The sequence below is a fragment of the Bradyrhizobium sp. LjRoot220 genome, assembly GCF_964252915.1.
In the GTDB taxonomy this organism is placed as follows: Bacteria; Pseudomonadota; Alphaproteobacteria; order Rhizobiales; family Xanthobacteraceae; genus Bradyrhizobium.
This window is the reverse complement of record NZ_CAXUPS020000001.1, coordinates 1,782,449-1,807,477: the sequence shown is the minus strand read 5'-3', so window position 1 is coordinate 1,807,477 and position 25,029 is coordinate 1,782,449. Positions and strand designations below refer to the sequence as shown.

The window sequence follows — 25,029 nt, the reverse complement described above, 5'->3', positions numbered from 1 at the left end:
ATGCTCGTCGACAGCCACTGCCATCTCGACTTTCCCGATTTCGCCGAAGATCTCGACGGCATCGTCGCGCGCGCCGAGAGCGCGGGGATCGGCCGCATCGTCACCATCTCGACGCGGGTGAGGCGGCTCGGCGGGCTCATTCAGATCGCCGAGCGGTTTCCGAATGTCTATTGCTCGGTCGGAACCCATCCGCATCACGCCGATGAGGAAGACGGCATTCCCGCGGACGAATTGATCGAACTGACCAGGCATCCGAAGGTCGTGGCGCTGGGTGAAGCCGGGCTGGATAATTTCTACGACGACGGCTCGCCGGAGGCGCAGGAGCGTGGCTTTCGCGCCCACATCGCCGCCGCGCGTGCAACTGGCCTGCCGCTGGTCATTCACACCCGCGACGCCGACGAAGGTTGCGCGCGTATCCTCGAAGAAGAAATGGCCAAAGGACCGTTCCGCGCCGTGCTGCATTGCTACACCGGCGGGCGCGAGCTGGCGATGAAAGCGATCTCGCTCGGGCTATCGATTTCGTTCACCGGCATCCTGACGTTCAAGAAATCGGAAGCCTTGCGCGAACTTGCGGCCGAACTGCCGGCCGACCGCATCATGGTCGAGACCGACGCGCCATATCTGGCGCCCGGCAAATTCCGCGGCAAGCGCAACGAGCCTTCCTACGTGGTCGAGGTGGCAAAGGTGCTGGCGGAAACGCGCGGGGTTTCACTCGAGGAGATCTCTCGGCAGACAACGGAGAACTTCTTCCGCCTGTTTTCGAAAGTGCCCGCACCGAAGGCGGCCGCATGACGCTGACGCTGACGATCCTCGGCTGTGGTTCTTCCGCCGGCGTGCCGCGTCCCGCGCTCGGCTGGGGCGCCTGCGATCCCAACAATCCGAAAAACCGCCGCCGCCGCTGCTCGCTCCTGGTCGAGCGCACAGGCGCCCATGGCACCACGCGGATCGTGATCGACACCTCGCCCGACCTGCGCGAGCAACTGATCGATGCCAATGTCGATCACATCGAGGCAGTGTTCCTGACCCATGAGCATGCCGACCAGACCCATGGCATCGACGATCTGCGTTCGGTCGTGCTGCATCAGCGGCGGCGCATTCCGCTCTATCTCAACCAGTCGACCGCCAACCACATCATGTCGCGGTTTTCCTATTGCTTCGTCTCGCCCGAGGGCAGCGATTATCCGCCGATCCTTGACGGGCATTCGATCGAAGCCGGCGAAAGCCGCACCATCGAGGGGAAGGGCGGTCCGGTGACACTGTCGGCGTTCGGCATGCAGCACGGTTTGATCCCCGCGCTCGGCTATCGCATCGGCGATGCTGTCTACACACCCGACGTCAACGACATTCCGGTCGAGAGCTGGCATGCGCTCGCCAACCTCGACCTCTGGATCATCGACGGGCTGCGCTATGCCGGGCATCCCAGCCATTTCAGCATCAACGATGCGCTGTCCTGGATCGAGCGCTTCAAGCCGCGCCGTGCCGTCATCACCAACCTGCATTCCGACCTCGATTACGAGGTGCTGCGCCAGAGCCTGCCGCCTGGCGTGATCCCGGCCTATGACGGCATGCGGCTGACCCTGGAGCGGGCGGGCTGAGGCTTCAGGCGGCGCGGCGGAACTTCGTCGGCACGAATTGATTATCACTTGGACTCCGCTTGTCAGGAGAGCCGAGATGATCCGCCGCTCGTTGGCCGCCGCACCGGTTCTCTGGGTCTGCCTGGTACTGCCGGCGGCCGGACTGGATGCCGCAGCGATCAACAATGCACAATTCGAGTCCGCAAAGCCTCCAGCACCAAGGAAAGTCGATCCGCTCGTCATCAAGGTCCAGGTTCTGCTGGATCGCGCGCGATTTTCTCCGGGAGAAATCGACGGCAAGCTCGGCGAGAACGCGCAGAAGGCCTTGAAGGCTTTCGCCGAGGCGAAAGGTTTGCAGCCGAACCAGCCACTGACGCCGGAGGTATGGCAGGCACTGGCCGGGACCAACGCGGACGCCATTATCGTCGAGTACAAGATCTTGAGTGACGATATCAAGGGTCCATTCCTGGAAAAGCTTCCCTCCAGAATGGAGAATATGCGTCACCTCAGAGCCCTCAGCTACAGCAGCCCGCGCGAAGCCATCGCCGAGAAATTTCACATGAGTGAAGGGGTGCTGGAAGCGCTCAACCCCGGAAAGAAATTCAGTCACGTCGGCGAAATCGTTTTGGTCACCGACGTGCCCAGAAGCGATACCAAGCTCAGGGTTGACAGGGTCGAGGTCGACAAATCGCGCCAGACGGTAAAGGCCTTCGGGCCGTCCGGTGAACTCGTCGCGTTCTTTCCGGCGACCGTTGGAAGCGAGGAAAAGCCGACCCCGAGCGGGACGCTCAAGGTGGTGTCGAGCGATGTCAACCCGCACTATCGCTATAACCCCGACTACAAGTTCAAGGATGTGAAATCACGGAAGGTTTTCACCATCAAGCCCGGCCCGAACAACCCGGTCGGATCTTTCTGGATCGGGCTTTCAGCGCAGGGATATGGCATCCATGGCACCTCCAACCCCTCGAAGATCAGCAAGTCTGAATCGCACGGTTGCATTCGACTGACCAATTGGGACGCCGGCTTGCTGGGCAGGAGCATCAAGAAGGGCACGCCGGTTGCGTTCGTCGAGCAGTCGCCAACAAACGGAAAGAGCTAGATCGTGCACGCTGGAGCGAGGGGATTAAAGCGGTTATGCTGAGCGCGAGCGCAAAGGGTTTTTGATGATTGGTCTGTTCTTCGAAGTTCAAACAAAGCCCGGGCACCGGAATCAATATCTCGATCTCGCCGCTTCGTTGAAGCCCGAGCTTGAGGCTATCGGTGGCTGCCTGTTCATCGATCGCTTCAAGAGTTTGACACAAGAAAACCTGCTGCTGTCCTACCAGATATGGCAGGACGAGGGCGCGCTGACGGCCTGGCGGGCCCATGCCCATCATCACAAGGTCCAGACGATCGGCCGCGAGAAAGTTTTCTCGGACTATCGTATTCGCGTCGCCCAGGTCATTCACGAAGCAAAGCCGGGACAGCCGGTCTGGCAGCCCGAGCGGCGTACGCCCTACAACGACCCTGCAAGACGTCCGGCAACTTACGTTCTCGCCTCGGAATCGAGGAGCGCGACGCTTCCCGTGGAAACCGAATGGCATCATGGCGCGTTCGCGAGCGTCTATCGTGATGGGTACTTCGCGCATTTGATCGATTTGCCGGACCAACAAGCCGGCGTCTAGGGTGGGCAAAGCGGAAGCGTGCCCACCACTCTCGAGGGATTTGACGAACGATGGTGGGCACGGCGCCTACGCGCCTTTGCCCACCCTACGGTCTACGAACTCACGCCGAAATCGCCTTCGCCGAATCCACCTGGTTGCGCAGCAGGAATTTTTGAATCTTCCCGGTCGACGTTTTCGGAATGACGCCGAACACCACGGCCTTCGGCGTCTTGAAGCCGGACATGTGGCCGCGGCAGAACGCGATGATGTCGGCTTCGGTCGCTTGCGCGCCTTGCTTCAGTTCGACGAAGGCGCAGGGCACTTCGCCCCATTTCGGATCGGGTTTTGCGACCACAGCCGCGAACAGCACGGCGGGGTGCTTGTACAGGATGTCCTCGACCTCGACGGATGAAATGTTCTCGCCGCCGGAAATGATGATGTCCTTGGAGCGGTCCTTGATGATGACGTAGCCGCTCGCATCGAGCACGCCGAGATCGCCGGTGTGAAACCAGCCGCCGGCAAAGGCTTCCTGGGTGGCCTTCTCGTTCTTCAGGTAGCCCTTCATCACGATATTGCCGCGGAACATCACCTCGCCGATGGTTTCGCCGTCGCGCGGCACTTCGCGCATGGTTTCGGGATCGAGCACGGTGACGCCTTCCTGCAGCGGGTAGGGCACGCCCTGCCGGCGCTTGAGCTGGGCGCGTTGATCGGCCGGCAATTCATCCCAGCCCGGCTGCTCGGCGCACACGGAAGCGGGACCATAGACCTCGGTCAGCCCATAGACATGCGTCAGCTTGATGCCGATGCTTTCGGCGCCTTCGAGCACGGCAACCGGCGGTGCCGCGCCCGCGATCAATCCGACCACGGCGCGCGCCTTGGCGCCATCAGGTGCGTCTGGCGCGTTGATCAGCGTGTTGTAGACGATCGGCGCGCCGCACATGTGGGTGACGCCATGTTTGGCGATCAGCTCAAAAATCTTCGATGGGTCGACCTTGCGCAGGCAGACATTGACGCCGGCGGCGGCCGCGACCGTCCACGGAAAGCACCAGCCGTTGCAATGGAACATCGGCAGCGTCCAGAGATAGACCGGATGCTGGCCGAGATTGCCGGCGAGGATATTGCTCACCGCATTGAGATAGGCGCCGCGGTGATGGGTCACGACGCCCTTCGGGTTACCCGTGGTGCCCGACGTATAGCTCAGCGCGATCGCGTCCCATTCGTCGCCGGGCAGGCGCGCCAAGAAACCTGGATCGCCCTGCGCCACCGCCGCCTCATATTCGAGTTCGCCGATCCGTTTGCCCCCGGCAAACGCCGCATCGTCGACGTCGATGACATCAGGCCTTTGTCCCTTCATCAGCGTCAGCGCTTCGGCGATCACGGCGGAAAATTCCGGGTCGACCAGAATGATCTTGGCGCCGCCATGATCGAGCTGGAACGCGATCGAGGGTGCATCGAGCCGAATATTGAGTGCATTCAGCACCGCGCCCGCCATGGGCACGGCGAAATGCAACTCGTTCATCGCCGGGATATTCGGCAGCATCGCCGCCACCGTATCGCCGTGGCCGATGCCGCGGCCGGCGAGGTACGAGGCAAAGCGCCGGCAGCGCTCATAGGTCTGCGACCAGGTGAAGATGCGGCCTTCGTAGACCGTGCTGACGGCGTCGGGATACACGGCGGCGCTGCGGGCGAGGAAGCTCAGCGGCGTCAGCGGCACGTAGTTCGCCGGCGTCTTGTCCAGTCCGATGCTGTATTGACCTTGACCTTGATTAGGGGCTGCGCTCATCGGCTTTGTCCCGTCAGTAAAATTGAACCTACAAGAACCCGATCGAAATCCACGGGAAGATCGCCACAATAATAAGTCCAACCATCAGCGCCAGCAGATAACCCCAGATCGGCCTGATCCCTTCAGCCGGATCGACGCGTCCGATGGCGCAGGCGGCATAATAGCCCACTCCGAACGGCGGCGCGAATAGCCCGATACCCATCGCCAGGATAACGATCATGGCATAATGGACCTCGTGCACGCCGACCGCGCGGGCGATCGGAAACAACAGCGGCCCGAACAGCACGATCGCCGGAATGCCCTCGAGCACGCTGCCGAGGATCACGAAGGCCACGATCGACACCGCGATGAAGGTCGCCGAACCGCCCGGCAGACCGGTCATGGCCGCCGCCAGCGTCCGCGAGAAGCCGGACTGGGTCAGGCCCCAGGCCATTCCGGTGGCGCAGCCGATGATCAGCAGGATCGCGCCCGACAGGCAGGCGGTCTCGACCAGCATGGGCATGATCCGGCGCCAGTCGAAATTGCGGTAGATCAAAAGCCCGTAGATCAGGTAGCCGACGACGAAGGCATAGACGATACCGATGGTGGACACCTCGGTCGCGGTCGCGATGCCCTCGACCACGGCGTAACGGATCACGAACGGCAGCGCCACGGCGGGCAGGGCGATGATGAACGCGCGGACGATCTCGCCGCCGCTGGCCCGTGCAACATGAGTGAGGTCCTCGTCGCGGTAGCGCCACCACACCAGCGCCGACAGCGTGATTGCCAGCACCAAGCCCGGCAGCAGCCCGCCGGTGAACAGCGCCGCAATCGATACCCCGGTGACCGACCCGATCGTGATCAGCACCAGGCTCGGCGGGATGGTTTCGGTCTGGGCGCCGGTGGCCGAGAGCAGGGCGACCAGATCGCCCGGCTTGGCGCCGCGCGCCTTCATTTCCGGAAACAGCACGGGCGCCACGGCCGCCATGTCGGCGGCCTTGGAGCCGGAGATGCCCGAGACCAGATACATCGCGCCGACCAGCACGTAATGCAGCCCGCCCCGGACATGGCCCAGCAGGCTTGCCAGGAACGCCACCATGGCGCGCGCCATGCCGGTCATCTCGATCAGGAGCCCTAGGAACACGAACAGCGGCACCGACAGCAGGATGAGGTGGCTCATGCCCTCGTCCATCCGGCCGACCAGCACCATCAGCGGCGTACTCGTCGTCAGCGCCAGATAGCCATAGGTCGCCAGTCCAAAGCCGAACGCAATTGGAACGCCGGCGAACACGCAAAAACCGGCCACGCCGACGAAGAAGATAATCAGGTTGAGATTGCCGAGCGGCCGCAGCGCGCCCCTCAGCAGCCAGAATACTGCGATGACAATCGCAACCGACAGCAAGGCGCCGAGCACGGTGCGGACATTGCCGGCGCGGGCCAGTCGCAGCAGCGCGAACAGCGCCATCAGAGCAATGCCGACCGGCAGCGCCGCGGCCCGCCAGATATTGGTGATCTGCAGCGCCGGCGTGGTGATGTAGCTTTCCTCGTAGGCGTATTCAAAGGCCGGCCAGGCAATCATCAGAAGAAACGCCAGCGCGGCGCAGGTCGCGACCAGATCGAGATAAGCGCGCATCGCGGGCTTGGCGCTCGCGACCACGGCCGTCATCCGCATGTGCTCGGCGCGCCGGAACGCCACGGCAGCCCCCAGCATCGCCAGCCACAGGAACAGGATCGACGCCAGTTCGTCCGACCAGATCAGCGGCCGGTGCATGCCGTAACGCGCCACCACGCCGGCGAACAGGATGACGATCTCGGTGAGGACCAGGAGCGCCGCCGGAATCTCGACCAGCATCCCGAGGAAGTTTTCAATGGACGCCAACACGGAGCGGCGGCGAGGGGGCTCTGCCACCTCGCCGGTCACGATCTCGGTCAGTTCGGCGTGAGCCATGTAGCGGCCCCCTGCGCTAAGGCTCTTTTTTTGACGCGTTTTCTTCACGCGAACCGGTATCCACTTCGCTCGAAAACGCTATGAGTCACGACAGCTTGCCGACGGACTTTTCGAGCAGCTCCCAGGCCTGGTCGCCGTATTTGCCCTTCCATTCCGCGTAGAAGCCGGCCGAGCGGAGTTTTTCCCGGAACGGCGTGACATTGGGCTGGTTGAAAGCAAGGCCCTTGCCGGCCAGTTCCTGCTGCAGCCCGGCGTTCAATTTGGCGACGTCTTCGCGTTCCTTGACGCCGGCGGCGTTGATGTTTTTGGCGACGATGGTGCGAACATCCGCAGGCAGCTTCTCCCACGCGCGGCGGTTGGCCAGGAACCAGAAGCCGTCCCACATGTGGTTGGTCAGCGAACAGAACTTTTGCACTTCGTAGAGTTTGGCGGTCGAGATGATCGCCAGGGGGTTTTCCTGGCCTTCGACGATCTTGGTCTGCAGCGCGGAGTAAACCTCGCTGAAATTGATCGAGGCGGGCGCCGCATCGAATGCCTTGAACATGGAGGTCCAGAGCGGCGAAACCGGCACCCGGATCTTGAAGCCCTTGAGGTCGTCCGGGCCGTTGATCGGCTTGCTTGACGACGTGGTCTGGCGGAACCCGTTGTCCCAGATCTTGTCCATGACCACGAGGTTGGCCTTGGTGATCTCGCCGCGGACATGCGCGCCCAGGCCGCCATCCATGGCCTTCCAGACCGTGTCGTAGTCCGGAAAAGCGAAGCCGATGCCGCTGATCGAAGCCGCCGGCACCAGCGTCGCCAGGATCAGGCCCGACAGCGTGAAGAACTCGACGCCGCCGGAGCGAATCTGGCTCAGCATGTCGGTGTCGGAACCGAGCTGGTTGTTCGGGAAAATCTGCAGGTCGAACCGGCCATTGGTCTCGGCCTTGATCGCCGCCGCCATCTCCTTGGCGCGGGCGTTCAACGGATGGCCGTCCGGCAGGTTGTTGGCGTATTTGTAGGTGAATTCGGCGGTCTGGGCGCGCGCCACCCACGGGGCGCCGATGCCACCCAAAACCGCTGACGCAGCGGATGCCTTGAGAAGCGTGCGTCGTGAAAAGCTCATCTGTTTCTCCCTTGAGGGTTGTTGTTCTTGAGACCCAATCCCGTGCGGACCGGATGCAGCGTGGTCATGACGATCGCGCCCGGGCGGCTTATTGCAGCGTCCGCCAGCGGCGGCAATATCGGTTTTCGGGACGCAGCTGCGAGCGATCAGGCGTTGGCTGCCGTTTTGGCGCTGCGGGTCGAAAAAACCAGCCAAAACTGGCTCGGGGTTGATCTGAGCTGGAAGGAAGACGCCCTAAATATTTGATCTAATTGGAGATATAAATATTCCATAATATACCTTATGCGAATCAAGCAAATTGCGACAACCCGGCTGCCGAGGTAGGACGCCGTTCTGACGTCCGGGCCCGTCAAGAGCGGCCTCGCGGTGTGGCCCGGTATGTCTCGATTTCGCTCTGAAGCGCCTCGAGGGTTTCAAAGTGGCGGGCCGCATCGTCGGCGCGCGCCCTCCGCTCGGATTGCAGGATTATCTTCAGGACCCGGATTTCGCTCTGCAGGCGGGCGACCACTTCGAGATTTCTGGCATCAAGGGTCGGCCTTGGGGTCAGTCTTCGATCCCAAGGCGCCCGCGGCTTTGGCCTGAGGATCGGCCGAGCCGAGGCCGTCCTTGGCAAGGCGACTTCCGCCGGACGGTCTTGAGTAGTGTCTGAGCGGCGGCGGCCGGATCGTCGGCGGGCTGCTTTCTCATGACCCCGGCGACGCGCTGGCGGAGTCCGTCGTAGAGCGGGTTAGTTAGTTAGTCTAGCTTCGGCCATGCGACCGTTGGCTAGTGGATCGGGGTTCTTGCCGGACCGGGTGGCGAAGCCGGCGGGCTCGCCCAAGATCGCCTTGATGCCGAAGTCGGCCACTTCCAGGGCAACGGTGTCATTCAGGACTTCGAGGGACCATTTGGAGGCGTGGTAAGCGCCGCCAAGTGGCATTGCGATGAACCCGGCGATCGAGGAATCCGGATGATGTGCCCTGCTCGCGCAGGTAAGGCAGCGCGCACGTTTTCTACGAGGACAACCCGCGCGGATCAGTCACACAGTTGGTTGACAAGTTGCACCAAAGAGGCGGCAGTTAGCATCCGATTTAGGAAACTTTTCTGGCTCAATAATCTCAATCGCTTAAGTTCGTCGTGTTGCAGACGTGTTGCATTCATAGGCCGGCAAAACTCTTCGGACGTCTTTCGTCCGAATTACGATTGACCGCCCCCACAAGCGGTCATTCGATAGCCGCTCATCTCCCCAATTGAGCCCTCAGTTAAATCCGCCTCAATAGCTTTGGCACGCCGCCTGGTGCGCACATCCGTCCGGTTCGACGCCGCTCGAGCGCGCCCTCATCTGCGCGGCGCGATCGGGATGACCCGCTCAGCTACCGTGATAGGTCGTGTAACTCCAGGGCGTCACCAGGAGCGGCACGTGGAGGTGGCTTTCCGGCTCGCTCACGGAAAAGCGCACGGGAATTTGGTCAAGAAACGGCGGATCGGATGTCGCTACTTGTCGTCCGGCAAAATAGTCCCCCACGCTGAACGTCAATTCGTAACAGCCGATCGGGACCGGCCGGTGGTAAATCAGCGGTTGATCGGTTCGGCCGTCCGCGTTCGTGATCGTACGGGTCACGACGCGGCTTGCGCCGAGGTCCGACAACTCAATCAGTTCGACCGCAACGCCCTCTGCTGGCCTGCCGCTGTGAGCGTCGAGTACATGGGTCGACAAACGCCCGTACACCCCGAGCCGATCGTCTGACACCACAAGCTCGGCAACACGCAGCGCCGCAATCCGGTATATTTCGTTGATCGCGTTCTGTACCTCGGTCGCGGTATCGTTCGGCAGGCGGCGCTCGAAGTCACGCAGGATGGAACCCTTGGTGTGGCGACGTGCGCATACAATGTACGGAAAACCAAACTTGGTCCGGTAGGCGCTGTTGACCCGCTCAAATGCCTTGAACTCGGCATCCGACAACCGATCGAGTCCAGCGCCGTTCTGTTCAGCGCCAGACTCCGCGGTGAGGCCGGCGGCACATTGCGTCTTGTTGGCGAGATCTGGATGACCCCTGATGAGGGCAAGCCGGCGGTCCGGTGCTGTTTGGCCGACGACAGTCTTCATCGCCTCGAACAGTTGCTGCACGCCCGCAAAGGGCCTTGCGAGAGCAGCGTGTTCCGCGATCCACGGCGAATACTCGAAGACATTGCCGAGAGCCGCGACGAACTCGTCCCTGCTGCAAGCATTCAAAACGGAGAGAAGTACTGACGACATTTTACCCTTGCTACCCGTTAGAGCTAGAGGGGCGGCAGTTCAGACCAGGCTCGACTTGCCGCGGCTCAGCACTTCGCCGGCGCCTTTGGTCCCGACGATCTTTCCATTGTCCGCAACGACCTGCCCCCGGGCGATGGTCATGACCGGCCAGCCTGTCACTTCAAATCCTTCCCACGGCGTATAATCAGAGCCGTGATGCAGATCGGACTGCCGGATCGTTTTCTTGAGCTTCGGGTCCCACAGGACGATATCAGCGTCGAAGCCGACGCCAATCGAGCCCTTGCGCGGATAAAGGCCATAGATCCGCGCATGATTGGTCGACGTCAGTTCCACAAATTTCTGAAGACCGATCCGTCCCTTCGACACCCCTTCCGAGAAGAAGATCGGCAGACGCGTTTCCACTCCGGGGATTCCGTTTGGTACCCAGCGAAACGATGTACGCGAATTCGGTGTCAGCTTCCCCTTGGGATCGTCATAGCGAAACGGGCAATGATCGGATGAAAAGGTCTGAAAGACACCCCCGGTGATACCTTCCCAGATCGCGTCCTGGCTCTCCTTGTCGCGCGGCGGCGGCGAGCACACATATTTCGCACCGCTCATGTCCATATTCAGGCCCTTCATATCGTCGGCGGTCAGGGTGATATATTGCGGGCAGGTCTCCGCGTGCACGGGCAAGCCCCGCTGCTGAGCCCAGCGTACCTGCTCCATGGCCTCCCTGCCCGACACGTGAACGATCATGATCGGGACGCCAACAATCTCGGCATGACTGATCGCGCGGTGCGTCGCTTCCCTTTCAACAATCTGAGGCCGCGAAGTTCCGTGAAAATATGGCGCGATATGCCCTTCACGTTCCAGTCTTTCGGTCAGGTGACGGATGGCATCGTACCCTTCACAATGCACCATTACGAGCGCCTGCTCGCGGCGGGCCACCTCGAAAACCTCGAGCAACTGCTTGTCGCTTAGAACAAGGTCTTCATAAGTCATGAAGACTTTGAAGGACGTGTAACCATCCTTGACGAGTGCCGGCAGTTCCTGACCGAGAACGACCGCCGTCGGGTCAGATATGATCAGATGAAACGATGTGTCGATGTAGCATTCGCCTTCGGCGAGTTTTCGGTATTCCTCGACGCATGCACGCAGCGATGAACCTTTGATTTGCAATGCGAATGGCAGGATCGTGGTATTGCCGCCGGCCGCGGCGGCGCGAGTAGCCGAGGCAAAATCGTCGGCCATCACGACGTCAGGGCCTGACGGTTGCGAAATGTGGACGTGGCTGTCGATGCCACCGGGCAAAGCCAGCAAGCCCGTTGCATCGATCTCCCGCGATGCCCCCTCAATACGGTCCGCGATGCTTACGATGCGGCCATCACGAACGCCGATATCAGCCCGGAATTCGTCGCTGGCCGTTACGATGGTGCCGCCGCGGATGGCGAGGTCAAGCTGTACCAAGTGAAATGCCTCCGGTCGCTTAGGGGGATGGGAACTGAAATACCCGTCCCCACCCTGACAATATTCTCGGGTCTGCATTGGCAAGCAACATCGTTCGCCACAGCGTGACGGCGACGGAATCGAGAATCAAGACATTCAGTTCACGCTCCAGGGCCTCCGTAATGGCTGCCCCGTCCATGTTCGTGCACAGGACGACGATCGCGTCGCAGCCCTCCGCAGCAACGGCACGGATCATGTCAGCTATCTCGGCAGGAGTTACCTCTCCGAACGAGAAATTATCGCGCAGGCTGAGATGTCGCTCGGCATGACAGGCAATACCTTCACCCGCCCAAACCTTGCCGATGCGCAGTTGCACATCGTCGGTATAGGGCGTCACGAAGCCAACACTTTGCGCGCCACTCGACCGCACCGCATCGATGCAGGCCAGCGTCGACGTCGTGGCAGGCTTTCCAGTGCGGGCACCGATCGCTTCGCAAAGGCTCCGGTCGCGCTCGATTCCAACCCAGCTGGCCGAAGTGCCGTTCCAGGCCATGGCATCGACCTTGGCGTCGGCAAGCAAATCCACCGCCGGCAACATCCTGGATGGATCGAACTGATCGAGCGCCTGGGCATCCAACGCGATCTCGGTCACCCGGAAGCGGGAGAAGTGCGCGCTGATCCCGGGGGCTCCAGCGAGCATGGCGCAGGTCACCGGTTCGAGAACCGAATTCGACGATGGCGTGAGCATCCCAAGGCGCGTTCGCATTGCATTCATGAGGACCATTTTTCGGCTGGCCGATATTTGCGGCGCAACGACGCCGTTGTTTCGATCATCCTTCCCAATATAGGCTCCCGCAACGAATTTCTGCACACTGCATACAATTTATCCAATATGCCATTGTTTTCATCTAGATAAGGAACTAATTTAGGCACCTCCCGAGACCAATTGCGGCTAGAACAGCAGTCCAGCGAGGCGGAGCGTGCGAAAGAAAAGGGACGACGTTGCCGGACGAAAGTCACTCAAGCTCAAGCGGACAGGCCTGCATGAGCGCGCCGCGGCGCGGATGCGCGACATGATCATCCGCGGAGAATTGGAGCCCGGATCGTCGATGCAGGAAACCAGGCTGTCAGAGGCGCTTGGCGTTTCCCGAACGCCGTTGCGTGAAGCCATGAAGCTGTTGGCCGCCGAAGGCCTGGTGGAATTAAGACCGAACCGCAGCCCGCGGATCGCCGAGATCGAGAGAGATCGCATACTCGAGCTGTTCGAAGCGCTCGCCGGCATCGAGCGGCTCGCGGCTGAACTTGCGGCCCAACGCGCCACCGAGCGCGACTTGCAACGTCTGCGCCTCCTGCAGACGCGCATGGAGAACTATCACCGGGATGGCAAGCTCGACGATTATTTCGCCATCAATGGCGAGATACACGGCCTGATCGTTCGTGCAGCACGGAATGCGCCGCTGCGCGAGGCGCACGAGACATTGCTGTCGAGGGCAGAGCGCGCCCGCTATCTGGCGCTCGGTGCGGAGCGGCGCTGGAGCAATTCCGTTGAGGAACATGCGGCCATTCTTGCGGCACTCGAGGCTCGCGATGGCGAAGCGGCAGGGCGCCTCCTCTCGGCGCATGTGCAACGCACTGGCACGGCGCTATTGGAGGTTCTGCCCAAAACCCCGATCAGCAGACCGGCGGCCTGACGATGAAAATCCTGCTGCTCAATCCGAACACACGCGCAGATATCACCGACCTCATGCTGAAGGTCGGACAGCGTGCCGCTGCGCGGGGAACATCGTTGATACCCCTCACCGCGCCGCGCGGCGTGCCCTACATATCGACGCGCGCCGAAGCTCAGATCGGCGGAGCCGTAGCGCTGGAAATGCTCGCGGAACGCCACCGGGAATTTGACGGTGCGATCATCGCTGCCTTCGGCGACCCCGGACTGTTTGCAGCCAGGGAACTGTTCGACATTCCCGTCGTCGGCATGGCCGAGGCCGCGATGCTCACGGCATGTATGGCTGGGCGTCGATTTGGCCTTGTGACATTCGCCCGGGCGCTGGGCCCCTGGTTCGAGGAGTGCGTTCGTTCCCACGGGCTCTGGGAACGATGTGCGGGCATCCGCATGCTCGATGGCCCGTTCCGTGAGATCGCCGAGGTGGGGGCCGAAAAGGAAGACCTTCTGGTTGAACTCGCAAAGCGAGCCGTGGAGGAGGATGATGCCGATGTCCTTATTCTGGCCGGCGCGCCATTGTCGGGGCTGGCCGAGCGGGTCGCCGACCGAATTCCGGTGCCTGTCATCGATCAGGTTGTGGCCGCCGTAAAGCAGATCGAAGCCTTGCATGCTCTCCGGCTGCGCAAAGCGAGCGCGGGGACATTTCGCCGGCCCGACGCGAAACCGTCGAGCGGGCTCGAAGCTGCGCTCGCCGCCCGCCTTGAACATCGCGACGCGTGATCAGATGGGTGGCCGACGATGACCAAATCCCAGTTGCTCTTCGATCCGCCGGCCGAATGCGAACAGTTTGGACTCCTGCCCCGGGGACGCAATGATCTGGACGCCGAACGGCGCCTGATCCCGCTGTCGCGGCGTCGGCAAGGTGAGCACGGGAAAGCCGACCAACGAGACGATAAAGGTGACCGCGAGGTAGTCGGTTGGCGTTTCGAGGGCGATATCGTCGATCCGCGTTACATCGGCTATGTCATTGTTCCACGGGAAGACCGACGCGGCTGGCACGACGAGAAAATCCTTGCGTGCCATCAGTTCTCGAAAGCTGCGGTAGATCGCGGTGCGCCGCCGCTCCGCGGCGAGATAATCCTGCGCCGTAAGCTGACCGCCCGCCTCGATGTTCCAAATGACCGTGGGCGTGAGTTCGGCCCGCCGGTCCCGCAGCAGCGCGCCATAACTATCCGCTATATGGGCGGCGCGCAGCGTACGGAATGCCTCGATGGCGCCGCCGCAGTCGGGAGAGATCTTTTCGAGATCGGCGACCCGCGACAGCGCATCGCAAGCCGTAGCAAAGCGCGCGCGAACTTCCTTCGCAACCGGAGCAACGCCGAAGTCGGGCGTCACCGCAAGGCGCGGCCGTCCTGTGCCCGCTTCGATGCGAGGCTCAGCGCCTACAGACAACGGATCAAGAATGTCGGGCCCGACACAGGCGGAGAGCCCAAGTTCGAGATCGTCGACGCTGCGCGCCAGCAGACCGTGCGTAGCAAGCATGTCCCAACCCAGGGCGCGCGCCGGAACCGGTATCCGACCAGGTGTCGGACGGATCGAGGCCACATCGCAGAAACTTGCCGGCGTTCGCACCGAGCCTCCAAAATCGGTGCCGTGAGCGAGAGGAACCATTCCCGTTGCGACGGCGACGGCAGAACCACCCGAGGAGCCACCGGAAGTCAGCGCAACGTCGAACGGATTCCGCGTTGGCCCGCACAGGCGATTTGTACATACCGCGCCGAAGCCGAACTCCGGCGTGTTGGTCTTGCCGATAATCACAGCGCCGGCCTGCCGAAGCCGCGCCACGACGAGTTCGTCCTGATCCGGCACGTGGTTTTGAAACAGCAGCGATCCGGACGTCGTGCGCAATCCCCTAGTGTTCGTCAGATCCTTCACGGCGATTGGCAGGCCATGCAGCGGCCCCACCGGCGCGCGTGCCGCGTCGCATGCATCGGCCTGACGGCGTGCACCGTCGGCATCGACGGTAATGAAAGCCGCAAGTTCTCCGTCGCGCGCGGTGATGCGCGCGAGATGGGCCTCAAGCACGGCACGCGCAGATATCGCACGCCGTGCCAAAGCCTTGGCCAGAACAGCGGCCGTCAATTCGCAAGGATCAGCTTCAATCGACATGGAGCAAGAATGCACGAACTCCGCGGAAATGACGATAGCGCAGGCATGGGATTTGCTTTCCCTCAGATGTCAGGAGGAATGCTCCATGGCTGAAGCAAAGGGCGGTCGTTCGCTCGTACTAGATGCAATCACGCACCGCTATCCCGGTGGCGCGATCGCGGTGGAAAATATCAATCTCGACGTGAAGGGTGGCGAAATCATCGCATTGCTCGGCCCGTCCGGCTGCGGCAAGACCACACTGCTGCGCATCGTCGCCGGCTTTATCGCCCAGACCCAGGGACGGATCATCATCGGCGATGAGATCGTCGATATGCTTCCGCCCAACAAGCGCGCCGTCGGCATCGTCTTCCAGAACTATGCCCTGTTTCCGCACCTGACGATCGCCGAAAACGTCGCCTATGGCCTCGCCGCCCGCGGCGTCGACACGGCGACACGCAGGCAAGAGGCACAGCGCCTGCTCGAACTAGTCCAGCTTCCCTCGATGGGCGAGCGCCTGCCGCGCCAGCTCTCCGGCGGCCAGCAGCAGCGCGTCGCGCTGGCGCGCGCGCTGGCGATCAAGCCGTCAATCCTGCTGCTCGACGAGCCCTTTGCCGCGCTGGACAAAAACCTGCGGCTCGACATGCAGATCGAAGTCAAGCGCCTGCAGCGCGTTTCAGGAATTACGACGGTCATCGTCACTCACGACCAGGAGGAAGCGCTGTCGATGGCCGACCGCGTCGCAGTTCTCAGCCATGGCCGGCTCGAACAATTCGGATCGCCGTCCGACGTCTATGACCGCCCGCAGACCCTGTTCGTAAATACGTTCGTCGGCTCTACCAATCGCATGCCAGGCACACTGGTGTCGGCCGATCCAACCGGCGCGAAGGTTCGCCTCGACGCCGGAGCCGACATCATCGCGCGGCCGGCATCGAAGTCGATGGCAGAAGGCGGTCGCGTCACCGTCTGTATTCGTCCGGAACATTTGCAGTTCGTTACCGACGATTCCGGCTTCGCCGGCGTGGTCGGAATGGCCCTGCCCCTCGGCGCGACCGTCGTGCATGAAGTCACTACCGCCGACGGATCGGGCGTGAAGATATCCCAGGCGCGCTTCGGCGACACACGTCTGCTGGAGAGTGGTGTCGCGGTGCGCATTGCACCGCTCGCGCCTGCCCTCGCCACGGTTTTTCCTGCAACACTTTGAGCACTGCGTCAGCATACAACGGGAGTAAAGCCTCATGATCAATCGCAGAACACTTCTAACGACCGCATTGACACTCGGTGCTATGAAGGCATTCCCCGGGTTGAGCTATGCCCAGGCTCGCCCGCTCGTCTTTGCCACCTTCACGGGAAGCTGGGAGGAAGCCCACAAGGCGGTGCTGGTTCCGGCGTTCCGCAAGGCGAATGCCGATGCGGCGATCGTGCTCGACCCCATGCTGTCGGTCGACCAGATCGCAAAGGTGAACGCAGCGCGTGCCAATCCGCCGATCGACGTGATGCTGCACGATCCCGGTCCGGCGCTCGTTGCCATCGGGCAGGACCTCGTCGAAGCGTTCCCGGTCGAAAAGAGCACCTATTACAAGGACCTTATTACCGAAGCACAGGAACCGATGGGGCCGGCACCGTTTTTCCAGGTCGTCGGGCTTACCTACAATCCCGACACAATCAAGACTCCGCCTACCTCGTGGGCCGACCTGTGGAGGCCGGAATTCAAGGGAAAAGTCGGCATCACCAATCTCAATTCGACGCTTGGCACCGGATGGCTTGTCGAGATCGCCAAGATGCATGGCGGCTCGGAAGCCAATGTCGATCCGGGCTTCAAGGCACTGGAAAAGCTCAAGCCGAATCTGGCTGCGGTCGCAGCAAATCCGGGCGCACTGGCCACTCTGTTTCAGCAGGGACAGATCGACATCTCGCCAGGCAACTTCAACGCCATCCAGATTCTGAAAGCACGCGGTGTGCCCGTTGAATTCGTGGCGCCCAAGGAAGGCGCGATTGCCTTCAAGACCACGATCCATGTCGTCAAGAACTCGCCGAACAAGGCACTCGCCTTCAAGCTCATCGAAGCCTCCCTCTCGCCGGAGGTACAGACGACCCTGATGAATTCGCCGTATCTGATCGTGCCGACGAACTCAAAGGTCCCGATGGGCGGCGCGATCGCCCGCGTGCTGGCGAAAGACACGGCGGAATTGAAGAAGAAATTTGTCTTCCAGGACTGGAAGAAGATCAACGAGCAGCGTTCCGCCTGGATCGAACGGTTCAACCGCGAAATCAAACTCTGAGGACCACCCACGATGGCTGCCGCATCGGCGCCGCGCGACGTCACATCATACGGCATAGGGCTGGCCGCACCGCTGGCGCTATTCTTCCTGTTCTTCTTCGTCGCGCCATTGGTGCAGCTGTTCGTTCTGTCGCTGCATAACGATACGGCCGGTGTCGTCTGGGGCATCGGCCAATACGCCCATTTCCTGACCGATCCATTCAGCCTGAGCGTACTCGGCTCTACGCTGCTCCTCGGCGCGGAAGTGACCGCCTTGTGCCTGGTGCTGGGTTTCCCGATCGCGTGGCTCTACCACCGGGTCGGATCGCGCGCCCAAACGCTCATCATCCTCATCGTCTTGCTGCCCCTCTTGACGAGCGTCGTCGTACGTACCTTTGCGTGGATCGTCATTCTGGGCCGTCAGGGCATCATCAACTCGACGCTCCTTTCGATCGGTGCAATCGACACCCCAATGCGCCTTCTCTACACCCAGGCCGGCGTGGTCCTTGCCCTCGCCCAGGTGCAGATGCCGCTGATGACATTGCCGCTCATTACGGCGCTCGGGCGTATTGACATGAACCTCGAGGACGCATCCTGCTCGCTCGGCGCAGGGAGCTGGCGCACCTTCTGGAAGGTGGTTCTGCCGTTGTCGCTGCCAGGCGTTATCGCCGGTTGCACGCTGACCTATGCCGCCGCCATCACAGCCTTCATCACGCAGTCCCTCGTCGGCGGTGGACAAATGCTCTTCATGCCGATGTATCTCTACCAACAGGCCTCAACATTACAGAACTGGCCATTTGCGTCCGCGATCTCGATCATCTTTCTTCTCGCAGTTCTCGCCGTCGTGACTGTGTTCGGTATGCTCGGCCGGTTGTCGCGCGGATATGGTGGAGCCTGACCGATGGGCGGCCGAAAACGCACATGGGAGGCTGTCAGCTTCGAAGTCGTGATGACGGCGGTCGCGCTGGTCGCACTGATCGTCATCATCGCGCCGTCGCTTGTCGTCCTGATCGTCTCGTTCACCAACGGATTCTCGCTCAAATTCCCGCCGCCGGGCTATTCGGCGCGATGGTACGGCGAGCTGTGGAACGCATGGCAATTGCATTTTGCCGCAAAGAACAGCTTTGTCGTCGCAATGTGGTCGACTGGCCTGTCCATCGTGCTCGGTGTTGCCGCAGCACTGGCCATTGCACGCTCGCCTACGCTGTCGGCACGCGTACTAGACTCGTTGTTCATGTCTCCGCTGGTGCTTCCGGCGCTCGCTTTCGGACTCTCCGCCTTAATGCTGTTCTCGCTGGTAGGCCTGCCCGTATCCCCGCTCACGCTGGTCATCGGCCACACCGTTGTCTGCGTTCCCTATGTGGTGCGCAACACGGTGGCGGCGCTCGCCCAACTGGAGACGACCTTGCTGGAAAGTTCGGCAATTCTCGGCGCCAGCCGCTTTTACACCTTTCGAAGGGTCGTATTGCCGCTGATCCGCCCCGGGGTTATTGCAGGCGCGTTCATCGCTTTCATGTCCTCGTTCGACAATGTGCCTGTCTCGCTGTTCCTGCGCGATGCCGCGACCGACATGCTGCCGATCCGGATGTGGCAGGACCTTGAAGGCAAACTCGACGTGACGATCGCTGCATTGTCGGGGGTTCTGATCATAGCTACGGTGGCGCTCATGGCGATCATGGAGCGTGTCACCGGCCTGTCGAAGCGATTGACCAGCTGACGCGCGCCTCACGCTCCCCGAAACAGGGAATAGCCCCAGCGGGTGAACTTCATTGGCAGATGAAAATGCTCATCCACCTCCTCAATCCTGAAACGGAAAGGCGCGATGGTGAGGAAACTGGCGCCGGCGCTACCCGCGAAGAATTCGCCGAGGTGAAAGCGAACTTCGTATTCGCCGACCTCGATTCCCGATCCGCCTACGATTGGGTGATCGAGCTGGCCATTCGAGCCAAGCCGGCCTTCCGCTACTCGCGTGGGCGAGGGGTCAATGCGCCATATCTCGACACGCAGGCCCTGGGCCGGACGCCCGCTTGCGACGTCGACTGCATGAATGGATATTCCGCCGGCCATTTTCGCTCCTGCCCCTTGGTCCCCTGTCTGCCAGGCCCGGGCGCATGATACACGCACCATTGGCAGGTCGGCCAGCACTCCTGCCGGCACTCGCGGCCATGACGTGGCTCCAGGCGCTCGTGGCGCTCGCGCTGTTTGCACCGGGAGCTGTCGCCCCTTCCGCCCATCTCGATATTCCCAGCCTTTCGATGTTCTCTACGGCGGTTTTCGCCGTCGGCGTCGTCACATCTTTTTGGACGGGCGGCCTGATCAACCGCATCGGATCTCTTCGCATGGCAAGCCTCTGCGCCGGCGCGGTGCTCGCCAGCATGGCACTCGCGGCGCTAGGAACAGGTCCCGCACTGCTTGTGGCGGGACTTTGCCTTGGCCTCGCCTTTGGCCCGGAGACCCCCGCCAGTACGGCACTGCTGGGCAAACTGGTTACCGATGAGCGGCGTCCCCTGGTTTTCTCGGTGCGCCAGACCGGCAATCAGATTGGTGCTGTCTGCGGCTCGCTTACGTTGCCGGCTATCGCTATCTGGCTTGCGCCGCAATGGTCTTACGCAGCGGTGGGGACCTGCGCTGTCGGCGGGATTATCCTATTCGAGTGGCTGCGCCCCCGATATGAAGGCCTGGCCCAAGCGCCTCCGCAGCTCGGCATGCGTGCACGGCTGGCGTTGGTAAGCTCTGACCGGCGTATCGCAGCGCTCGCGGCGGCTTCGATGCCCTTTAGCGGAATGCAGCTTGCCCTCAACACCTACTTTGTCTCGCTCTGTGTACGCGAACTCGGGCTCAGCCATCTCGAAGCGGGGGCCGCGCTTGCCTGCGCGCAAGCAGGCGGCTTGTTGGGACGCCTCGGGTGGGGCTTCCTCGCGATGCGTGTCAGCTCTGTGCGATGGGTACTGATCAGCCTCGGGCTGGGAATGGCCGTTTGTGCAGCCGTATTCGGGCTATGGGGCGATATGCTCGGCAAATCGGGACAATATGTGCTCGCCGCTGCCTTCGGTCTTACGGCCAGCGGCTGGAACGGCATCTTTCTCGCGGAGGTCGCCCGGCTTGCACCGCAAGACCGCATCGGCGAGACGACTGGAGCTGTGCTGACAGCTTCGTATGCCGGCTTGTTGGTGACGCCGGTCCTGATGTCAGCCGTTGAGGCCTTCGCCGGCCTTGCCAGCGCGTTCGTCGGCCTCGCGATCCTCGCGTTTGGTGGGACGGCAGCGCTCATCCGGGGAGGCGCACGATGAATGCGCACGAAATCGTCGCCACAGTCTCGAGCAAGCGCGCCTCAGCCGTCGAAATCGTTCGCGCTGCGCTGGATCGCATCGTTGCCGCCAAAGCGCTCAACGCTGTCGTGACCGTGGACACCGAGCGGTCGCTTTCGGACGCGGCCACGATAGATCGTCGCCTGCAGCTCGGTGAAAGCATGCCTCTTGCCGGCGTCCCCGTTGTCATCAAGGACAATATCTGGGTCGACGGCTGGCGGGTGACGCAGGGGTCTCAGCTTTTTGCCGACTTTGTGGCGCCCTGCGACGCCATTGCCGTCGAGCGATTGAAGAAGGCAGGAGCTATCGTCGTGGGCATGGGCGCCACGTCTGAATTCGCCTGCAAAGGCGTGACGACGTCGTTGCTGTTCGGGCCAACACGGCATCCGCTCAATCCGGAATTGACACCCGGTGGCTCGTCGGGCGGTCCGGCAACGGCTGTCGCAGCCGACCTTGTACCGCTGGCAATCGGCACCGACGCCGGCGGCTCGAGCCGGCGTCCTCCGGCCCATGTCGGTGTTGTCGGCTTCAAGCCATCATATGGTGCCATTCCATATGGCCCGGGGTTCGCCGAGCCGTTTTTCGACATATCCGTGATCGCACCGATCGCTTGCAACGTCGCGGACATAGCGCTCGCATTCGAGGTGATGGCCGGCCCCGATGTCCGCGATTCTGATTCCGCGCTGGTTGAGTCCGCAGATGCCGAATCGTCGGAGCTACGCATCGCATTCTCGCCGAAGCTTGCGCTGGATATCCCCGTCGATCCCGTCATCACCGAAAGGCTCGAGGCCATCGTCGAGCATCTCGGCGAAAAGGGACTGCGAATTGTCCGTCGAGACCCAGTCTGGCCGCAAGGCGCAACCGAGGAGGCGCTGATGCCTCTGCAGCATGTGGGACTTGCCGGGCTCTACGGCGCGGCCTTCCAAAAAGATCCGGCGCAATTCGACCCCGACGTGGCCAGGCAGATCGAACGCGGTCTCTCCTTGCGCGGAGTGGAGGTAACCGCCGCCCTCGGCGCAAGTGCCGCAATCAGAGCCGCGTTCGCTGACTTCTTTTTCGAGTTCGACCTTTTGCTGGCGCCGACCGCTCCCTGTGTAGCCTGGCCACTGGTACAACTGGGCCCCAAAATGATCGGTGGCAAAGAAGTAAGCCCTCGGGCTCACGCTGCCTTCACCCCATTCGTCAATCACGCGCGCTTGCCCGCAATTTCAATCCCCTGCGGCCGTAATGCGAGCGGCCTTCCGTTCGGAATTCAGATCATCGCGCGAAGGAGACGGGACCGGATGTTGCTGCACGCGGCAATGCGCATTGAGGCTGAGATACGCACGCTTGCTCGCTGACTTGTCCCAGCTATCATGAGCAAGCTGGTTCTGGATTCATCAAGCGTGAGTTGGCGAAATCGAACATCCACAGGTCAATGACCGCTTCGCGCCGTTCCCTGGAATTCGAGCGAGTACCCCTAGCGCTACCGAACCGTATTGCCGCCCAAACCCAGTATCCTGTGCCGCGGGCTATCGCGGCCCCTACGTCGCGGGTCGTCAGTGAGGCTGGCCCCCCAACGGACGTCCGGTCGCATTGCGGTGTGTCATGGGATGCCGATCGGCGCACCGGTACCAACTTCTGATTCATGTGTTAATCAAAGATGCGGCCGCGATTGAGGATGGCCTTAGGATCCAGGGCAGCCTTCAGCCGGCGCATGGTCGCGATCTCAGCCTCGCTGCGGCAGAGCCGCAGCCACGGCTTCTTGTCGAAGCCGATGCCATGCTCGGCCGAGATCGAACCGCCGTGGTTGGCAACCAGCAGATAGACCTTGTCGGCTGCCTCTTCGCGCTTCGGCGTCCGGATCACATAATGGAGATTGCCGTCACCCAGGTGGCCAAACACGATGAACTCGGTCGAAGGGTCAACGGCCCGGAGCGCTGTCTGGCTGGCCTCGAGAAATGCAGCCATCCGGTGCATAGGGACACTGATGTCGCATCCGGTGACATGATCACGGCTGCGAACATAGTCGGCGCAGGTATCGCGCATGGTCCAAAGCGCGTGGAATTCGCGCGGCGACTGCGAGACGACGGCGTCGAGCGCAACACCGTCCTCCAGCGCCTGCATCAGGCAGGAGGCGAACGTCTCTAGCGTGGCGTCGTCCCTCAACGCCTGCACCTCGGTGAGGACGTAGACAGGTGCCTTCGTATCGAGCGGCCGCGCCATGCCGAGAAATGCGACGACGCCCTCGAAGGCTTCGGGGAACATCAGTTCGAAGGCCGACAGCGAAGATCCCAGCGTTCCCCGGAGCCTCTTGAGGAGCTTCAGCGCCGCCTCAAGCGACGACACGGCCAGAAAGGCGTTCGCCTCGGCAACCGGTTTGGGGTGCAGGCGCAGCCGTGCGCGCGTGACTACGCCGAGCGTACCCTCGCTGCCGACGAACAGCTGGTTCAGGTCGTAACCGGTGTTATCCTTGTCGAGGCCGCGCAGCGAAGAGAGGATCGTACCGTCGGCCAGCACAGTCTCCAGACCCGCCACCTGGGCGCGGAACATGCCGTAGCGCAGCACGCGGATGCCGCCGGCATTGGTTGCAATGTTGCCCCCGATCGTCGCGGTGCCTCTGGATCCGATATCAACGCCGAACAGATAGCCGGCCTGCTCAGCCGCCTCCTGCACGGCCTGCAGCGGCGTGCCGGCGGATGCCATGATCGTGGTGCTGTCGCCGTGCACTTCGTCGAGATCGGTCATTCGCTCCAACGACAGCACCGCCTCGCCCTCGACGACGCGATGGCCGCCCGACAGACCGGTGCGCCCGCCATGTACGGCGAGAGGTTGCGAAAAATCATTGCAAGCGGCAAGGCAACCGGAGACTTCCGCGGTCGAGCCTGGCCGCATCACGAAACGCGGTGGCGCTGAAAACTTGCCCCTTCGGTCCTCCTGATAACGCGCATCGATTGCATCCCCGACCAGAAGGGCGTTACGCGGCAATGCGCTCGATAGCCGATCAAGCAGTCCCTGGTGGGTGCCTTCAGAAGGCGACAAGGTTGGGTTGGGTTCGACTGACTTCATCGCGTTATAAGCCAAGGGAGAACCCGATCAGTGGTCATTTCAAACCTCGCGTGCAGCTGCCCACCCACGCCGTTTGCGATAATAGAGAAAGACACGTCACTCGCGCGGCGAATAGCCGAGGGCGGCGCCGATGGTCCGGGCCGCCTCCATCACATGGACGGAGTATTCCTTGATCTGCTTGCGCTTGACGCGCGAGTCGGGGCCGGACATGCCGATAGCCCCGACAAGCTCGCCAGACCGGCCGAGAATCGCGCAGGCGCAGGCCGCGATGCCCTCGCGCCATTCGCCATGCAACACGGAAGAAAAGCCCTGCGCCCTTGCCTGCTCGATATCCTTGCGTAGGTCCTTGATGGTGGTGCGCGTCGCATCCGTATAGCGCCGGAGGTGCGGACGGAACTTTTCGAGATAGTCATCGGGCATATATGCAAGCATGGCCTTCCCGGTCGCCATGGTGAACGCCGGCGCGCGCATGCCTACGCTCGTATGGGCGCGGATGTGGTGAGCGCTTTCGATCTTGTCGACGTAGACGACGTCGGTATCTTCCAGAACCGAAAGGTGGATGGTCTCGCCGGTTATCTGGGCGAGCTTCGCCATCGCCGGGTGCGCGGCCTTGATGAGGTCCATTCGGTGAATGACGTGGCTTCCGAGCGCCCAGATCTTGGTCGTGAGTTCATAAGTGCTGTGCTGCGGAATTTGCCGCGCGTAGCCCTGCGACTGCAACGTTGCCAGCAGGCGGTGGACGTTGCTCTTGGTAAACTTCAGTTCGGTCGCAAGGTCGGTAATGCCGCGAGGCTGCTCGCTCAATGCAAGCGTCTCGAGCAGACGAAGTCCCTTGATAAATGCCTTGTCCATTCAATGACCGAAACCGAATCTGTTCACTCGCTCTAGCATGGCCGGAAGTGAAGCCAT

The 25,029-nt window shown here is 61.9% G+C and carries 24 protein-coding genes; 13 read left to right on the top strand and 11 right to left on the bottom strand.

The genetic code is table 11. From position 1 onward, the window contains the following. From ACSQ84_RS08120 to ACSQ84_RS08105, 4 genes are all read left to right on the top strand, one after another. Window positions 1-792: a TatD family hydrolase gene (locus ACSQ84_RS08120; protein WP_436211079.1), complete on the top strand. Its 792-nt coding sequence runs from the start codon at window positions 1-3 to the stop codon at window positions 790-792. Next, window positions 789-1,595: an MBL fold metallo-hydrolase gene (locus ACSQ84_RS08115; protein WP_436211078.1), complete on the top strand. Its 807-nt coding sequence runs from the start codon at window positions 789-791 to the stop codon at window positions 1,593-1,595. Before ACSQ84_RS08120 ends, ACSQ84_RS08115 begins: the two co-directional genes overlap by 4 nt. A 76-nt stretch (window positions 1,596-1,671) precedes the next feature. Next, on the top strand, window positions 1,672-2,673 hold the full coding sequence (locus ACSQ84_RS08110) for a L,D-transpeptidase family protein (protein WP_436211077.1): 1,002 nt from the start codon (window positions 1,672-1,674) through the stop codon (window positions 2,671-2,673). A gap of 64 nt (window positions 2,674-2,737) precedes the next feature. Further along, a complete protein-coding gene (locus ACSQ84_RS08105) occupies window positions 2,738-3,238 on the top strand; it encodes an antibiotic biosynthesis monooxygenase family protein (protein ID WP_436211076.1) in 501 nt (166 codons plus the stop codon). Between the two features lie 100 nt (window positions 3,239-3,338). Here ACSQ84_RS08105 and ACSQ84_RS08100 read toward each other — a convergent pair whose 3' ends face one another. From ACSQ84_RS08100 to ACSQ84_RS08090, 3 genes are all read right to left on the bottom strand, one after another. Then, entirely contained in the window at window positions 3,339-5,000 is a 1,662-nt protein-coding gene (locus ACSQ84_RS08100; protein ID WP_436211075.1) for an acyl-CoA synthetase, read from the bottom strand. 28 nt (window positions 5,001-5,028) lie between these two features. Next, window positions 5,029-6,927 (bottom strand): TRAP transporter large permease, encoded by a 1,899-nt coding sequence (locus ACSQ84_RS08095; protein WP_436211074.1) that lies wholly within the window; start codon window positions 6,925-6,927, stop codon window positions 5,029-5,031. An 85-nt stretch (window positions 6,928-7,012) separates the two neighbouring features. Beyond that, on the bottom strand, window positions 7,013-8,032 hold the full coding sequence (locus ACSQ84_RS08090) for a TRAP transporter substrate-binding protein (RefSeq protein ID WP_436211073.1): 1,020 nt from the start codon (window positions 8,030-8,032) through the stop codon (window positions 7,013-7,015). A gap of 66 nt (window positions 8,033-8,098) precedes the next feature. Between ACSQ84_RS08090 and ACSQ84_RS08085 the strand changes: the two genes are divergently transcribed. Further along, a complete protein-coding gene (locus ACSQ84_RS08085) occupies window positions 8,099-8,278 on the top strand; it encodes a hypothetical protein (RefSeq protein ID WP_436211072.1) in 180 nt (59 codons plus the stop codon). A gap of 481 nt (window positions 8,279-8,759) precedes the next feature. Here ACSQ84_RS08085 and ACSQ84_RS08080 read toward each other — a convergent pair whose 3' ends face one another. The 4 genes from ACSQ84_RS08080 to ACSQ84_RS08065 form a co-directional block, all read right to left on the bottom strand. Further along, window positions 8,760-8,951: a hypothetical protein gene (locus ACSQ84_RS08080; RefSeq protein ID WP_436211071.1), complete on the bottom strand. Its 192-nt coding sequence runs from the start codon at window positions 8,949-8,951 to the stop codon at window positions 8,760-8,762. A 429-nt stretch (window positions 8,952-9,380) separates the two neighbouring features. Further along, entirely contained in the window at window positions 9,381-10,268 is an 888-nt protein-coding gene (gene uraD, locus ACSQ84_RS08075) for a 2-oxo-4-hydroxy-4-carboxy-5-ureidoimidazoline decarboxylase (RefSeq protein ID WP_436211070.1), read from the bottom strand. A gap of 39 nt (window positions 10,269-10,307) precedes the next feature. After that, a complete protein-coding gene (hydA, locus tag ACSQ84_RS08070) occupies window positions 10,308-11,717 on the bottom strand; it encodes a dihydropyrimidinase (RefSeq protein ID WP_436211069.1) in 1,410 nt (469 codons plus the stop codon). A 19-nt stretch (window positions 11,718-11,736) separates the two neighbouring features. Next, on the bottom strand, window positions 11,737-12,471 hold the full coding sequence (locus ACSQ84_RS08065; protein ID WP_436211203.1) for a maleate cis-trans isomerase family protein: 735 nt from the start codon (window positions 12,469-12,471) through the stop codon (window positions 11,737-11,739). 205 nt (window positions 12,472-12,676) lie between these two features. Between ACSQ84_RS08065 and ACSQ84_RS08060 the strand changes: the two genes are divergently transcribed. Both ACSQ84_RS08060 and ACSQ84_RS08055 read left to right on the top strand, forming a co-directional pair. Beyond that, window positions 12,677-13,387, top strand: coding sequence for a GntR family transcriptional regulator (locus tag ACSQ84_RS08060; RefSeq protein WP_436211068.1), 711 nt, complete (start codon window positions 12,677-12,679; stop codon window positions 13,385-13,387). Between the two features lie 2 nt (window positions 13,388-13,389). After that, window positions 13,390-14,139, top strand: coding sequence for an aspartate/glutamate racemase family protein (locus tag ACSQ84_RS08055; protein ID WP_436211067.1), 750 nt, complete (start codon window positions 13,390-13,392; stop codon window positions 14,137-14,139). On the opposite strand, the gene ACSQ84_RS08050 is transcribed toward ACSQ84_RS08055, so the two are convergent. Continuing rightward, window positions 14,140-15,528 carry an amidase gene (locus ACSQ84_RS08050; RefSeq protein WP_436211066.1) on the bottom strand — a complete coding sequence of 463 codons (1,389 nt, stop codon included), beginning with the start codon at window positions 15,526-15,528 and terminating at the stop codon, window positions 14,140-14,142. Window positions 15,529-15,613: 85 nt separating this feature from the next. On the opposite strand from ACSQ84_RS08050, the gene ACSQ84_RS08045 reads away from it, so the two are divergent. Genes ACSQ84_RS08045 through ACSQ84_RS08030 form a run of 4 tightly spaced genes read left to right on the top strand, consistent with a single transcriptional unit; the run spans window position 15,614 to window position 19,481 of the window. Continuing rightward, window positions 15,614-16,708: an ABC transporter ATP-binding protein gene (locus tag ACSQ84_RS08045; RefSeq protein WP_436211065.1), complete on the top strand. Its 1,095-nt coding sequence runs from the start codon at window positions 15,614-15,616 to the stop codon at window positions 16,706-16,708. Between the two features lie 34 nt (window positions 16,709-16,742). Beyond that, window positions 16,743-17,786 carry an ABC transporter substrate-binding protein gene (locus tag ACSQ84_RS08040; RefSeq protein WP_436211064.1) on the top strand — a complete coding sequence of 348 codons (1,044 nt, stop codon included), beginning with the start codon at window positions 16,743-16,745 and terminating at the stop codon, window positions 17,784-17,786. Window positions 17,787-17,798: 12 nt separating this feature from the next. Next, complete coding sequence (locus ACSQ84_RS08035; protein ID WP_436211063.1) at window positions 17,799-18,662, top strand: ABC transporter permease; 864 nt, start codon at window positions 17,799-17,801, stop codon at window positions 18,660-18,662. A gap of 3 nt (window positions 18,663-18,665) precedes the next feature. Further along, on the top strand, window positions 18,666-19,481 hold the full coding sequence (locus tag ACSQ84_RS08030) for an ABC transporter permease (protein WP_436211062.1): 816 nt from the start codon (window positions 18,666-18,668) through the stop codon (window positions 19,479-19,481). Between the two features lie 8 nt (window positions 19,482-19,489). On the opposite strand, the gene ACSQ84_RS08025 is transcribed toward ACSQ84_RS08030, so the two are convergent. Next, window positions 19,490-19,831 carry a hydroxyisourate hydrolase gene (locus ACSQ84_RS08025; RefSeq protein WP_436211061.1) on the bottom strand — a complete coding sequence of 114 codons (342 nt, stop codon included), beginning with the start codon at window positions 19,829-19,831 and terminating at the stop codon, window positions 19,490-19,492. 98 nt (window positions 19,832-19,929) lie between these two features. Between ACSQ84_RS08025 and ACSQ84_RS08020 the strand changes: the two genes are divergently transcribed. Together ACSQ84_RS08020 and ACSQ84_RS08015 are read left to right on the top strand one after the other, a co-directional pair. Continuing rightward, window positions 19,930-21,054 carry an MFS transporter gene (locus ACSQ84_RS08020; RefSeq protein WP_436211060.1) on the top strand — a complete coding sequence of 375 codons (1,125 nt, stop codon included), beginning with the start codon at window positions 19,930-19,932 and terminating at the stop codon, window positions 21,052-21,054. After that, complete coding sequence (locus ACSQ84_RS08015) at window positions 21,051-22,412, top strand: amidase (protein ID WP_436211059.1); 1,362 nt, start codon at window positions 21,051-21,053, stop codon at window positions 22,410-22,412. Before ACSQ84_RS08020 ends, ACSQ84_RS08015 begins: the two co-directional genes overlap by 4 nt. Window positions 22,413-22,704: 292 nt before the next feature. On the opposite strand, the gene ACSQ84_RS08010 is transcribed toward ACSQ84_RS08015, so the two are convergent. After that, on the bottom strand, window positions 22,705-24,120 hold the full coding sequence (locus ACSQ84_RS08010; protein WP_436211058.1) for an FAD-binding oxidoreductase: 1,416 nt from the start codon (window positions 24,118-24,120) through the stop codon (window positions 22,705-22,707). A 96-nt stretch (window positions 24,121-24,216) separates the two neighbouring features. Next, window positions 24,217-24,972 carry an IclR family transcriptional regulator gene (locus ACSQ84_RS08005; RefSeq protein WP_436211057.1) on the bottom strand — a complete coding sequence of 252 codons (756 nt, stop codon included), beginning with the start codon at window positions 24,970-24,972 and terminating at the stop codon, window positions 24,217-24,219. Window positions 24,973-25,029 lie beyond the last annotated feature (57 nt).